The sequence below is a fragment of the Micromonospora sp. genome, assembly GCF_048594385.1.
Lineage (GTDB): Bacteria > Actinomycetota > Actinomycetes > Mycobacteriales > Micromonosporaceae > Micromonospora > Micromonospora wenchangensis.
This window is the reverse complement of sequence record NZ_JBMDWU010000460.1, coordinates 1-2,109: the sequence shown is the minus strand read 5'-3', so window position 1 is coordinate 2,109 and position 2,109 is coordinate 1. Positions and strand designations below refer to the sequence as shown.

General features: G+C 73.3%; 1 pseudogene. It reads right to left on the bottom strand.

Features of this window, described 5'->3' with window-relative positions:
* A pseudogene (locus ACOJTC_RS25125) lies at nucleotides 1-2,109 on the bottom strand (hypothetical protein); the annotation flags it as partial.

The following is a 2,109-nucleotide window of genomic DNA, read 5'->3' as shown; positions in this document are numbered from 1 at the left end:
CGTCGAGCCCCTGTAGGCAGGTGACCACGTCGTCCAGGGTGGACGTCTCCTCGGCCGGAACCTGGCGTACCGCGTGCCGGAACAGGGTGGCGGTGGACGCCTCCCGGGCCACCTGCGGCGGCACCAGCATCATGCAGATGTCCTGCACCAGCATGCGTCGCTCGGCCCGGGCGTTGGAGACGGCGATCTCGAACTCCCGGTCGCCCGCCGCCCCGGAGGTGAACTCGCTGCGCAGCGGGGTGGGGATGAGCGCGTACGGGGCCAGCGTCCCCGGTTCCGAGCCGGTCAGGTTGAGCACCCGGGCGTACGGCTTGAGTTCCGGCATGGCGCAGAGCCGGGCCAGCGGTCCGGACGGGTCGAGCAGGGTGACCTGCACGCCCCGCCTGGCGGCCAGGTAGCCGAGCGCGCCGAGCAGGGTCGACTTGCCACCACCGGGTTCGGCGACGAAGACGGCGAGCCCGGAGCGCTCGCGTACCTCCATCGGGAAGTGCAGGTCGAGGAAGACCGGCCGACGGCAGGTCCCGGCGGTACGCCCGATCAGGTCGCCCCGACGGTCGCCGACGGTCGAGGCGGCCTGGGGGAGCGCGGCGGCCAGTAGCGGCACCGGCATCCGGCGGACGTAGCCGGTGTTGGCGATCGGCTCGCCGGGGATGAACTCCCGGGCCAGCCAGTCCTGGTTCTTCGGGTGTTGCAGGGAGATGCGCAGCTCGCGCGAGTAAAGCTGGATGAGCCGGCGGGCCCGTTCCATGCACTCCTCGCGGGTCCGGCCGCCCACGGCGATCCGGTGCCAGCCGTGTGCCCGGGCGGAGTCGACCGGCAGGCCGGTGGTCATCTCGTCGCCGATCACCAGCGCCCGCTTGGCGAGCCGTTCCAGCTCGGGCGGGGCGTCGATGCCGTGCTCGGCGTAGTCGAGCTGCTGCGACCGGATCATCCGCAGCCGGTGTTCGAGGTTACGGAAGGAGTCACCGGAGCCGAGGATGTCGACCCGGGTGGAGATCTCCATCGGCCAGGGCAGCCGCTCGTGGAAGTGCAGCCACGGTTCGTGCCGTTCGGGGATCTCCAGTGGCTCCATCCGGCCGACCGCGAGCACGGCCACGTGCCGTTCCTCGCCGGTCATCCGGTTGACCAGCTTGACGGTGGTGCCGTACGGGGTGCGGTACCGCTCGACCTGTTCGGTGAGGGCGAGCAGGTCACCGCGTTCCCACCGGCCGTTGGTCACCGGGGAGAGCGCACCGGGCGGGGCCATGCACAGCGCCACCGAGCGGTAGAGCAGCCATTCCAGCTCCTGCGCGGTGACCCGCCGGCCCCGCATGCCGAAGCTGCCCAGCACCTCGTCGAACTGCTCGACGGTGCGACCCAGCTTGCGGCGTTCACCGTCGGCGGTGCCCTTGCCGAAGGCGCGCAGCAGACGTTCGGTGAGGGAGTCGCCGAGGGAACGACGGGCGAAGGTGACCCCCAGGTAGGTCTGCCCCTCGGCGTGGTTGACCGACATCAGGTGCTGCTGCGCGGCGACCAGGTGGTCGGCCCAGCCCGGCGTGCCGGGCACGTCGGGCAGCGGCGACGCGGTGTGCGCGTCGATGGTGCGGGCCCACTCGTCGGCGGGGAACGGCCTGGTGGTGCGGCGCAGGTGCAGCCGGAAGCCGGCCAGGCCGGCGTACTGCTCGGAGATGGCGGAGAGCAGCGCCTCGCGTTCGGCGTCCGGACGGAACGCCCACCGCACCTCGGGGAGCCAGTACCAGGCGGTGACCGTGTTGGGGGTGAACGTCAGGTGCCCGGCGATCTCGGTGATGGCCAGCTCGATCGACGGGTCCCGGTCCCCGAACTTGATCTTCGGTGGGCGCACCCGGACCGGCTTGGTCGCGGCGGTTCGGCGGCTCGCCGCACGTTCCCGGGGCGTGGCCACCTCCCGGGAGCCGGGGTCCGCCGGCGCGGGCCGGTCGGGGTCGACGGGCGCGGGCCGGGACGGTTCGGCGGCCAGCGCGCCGGCCGGGGCCACCACGGCCTCCGCCCGGATCGGCTCGGTCGGCTCCGGCCAGGCCGGCTCGACGTCCTCCGGCCAGGCCGGCTCGACGGGTTCGGGCCAGGCCGTGGTCGGGGGCGTCGGGGTGG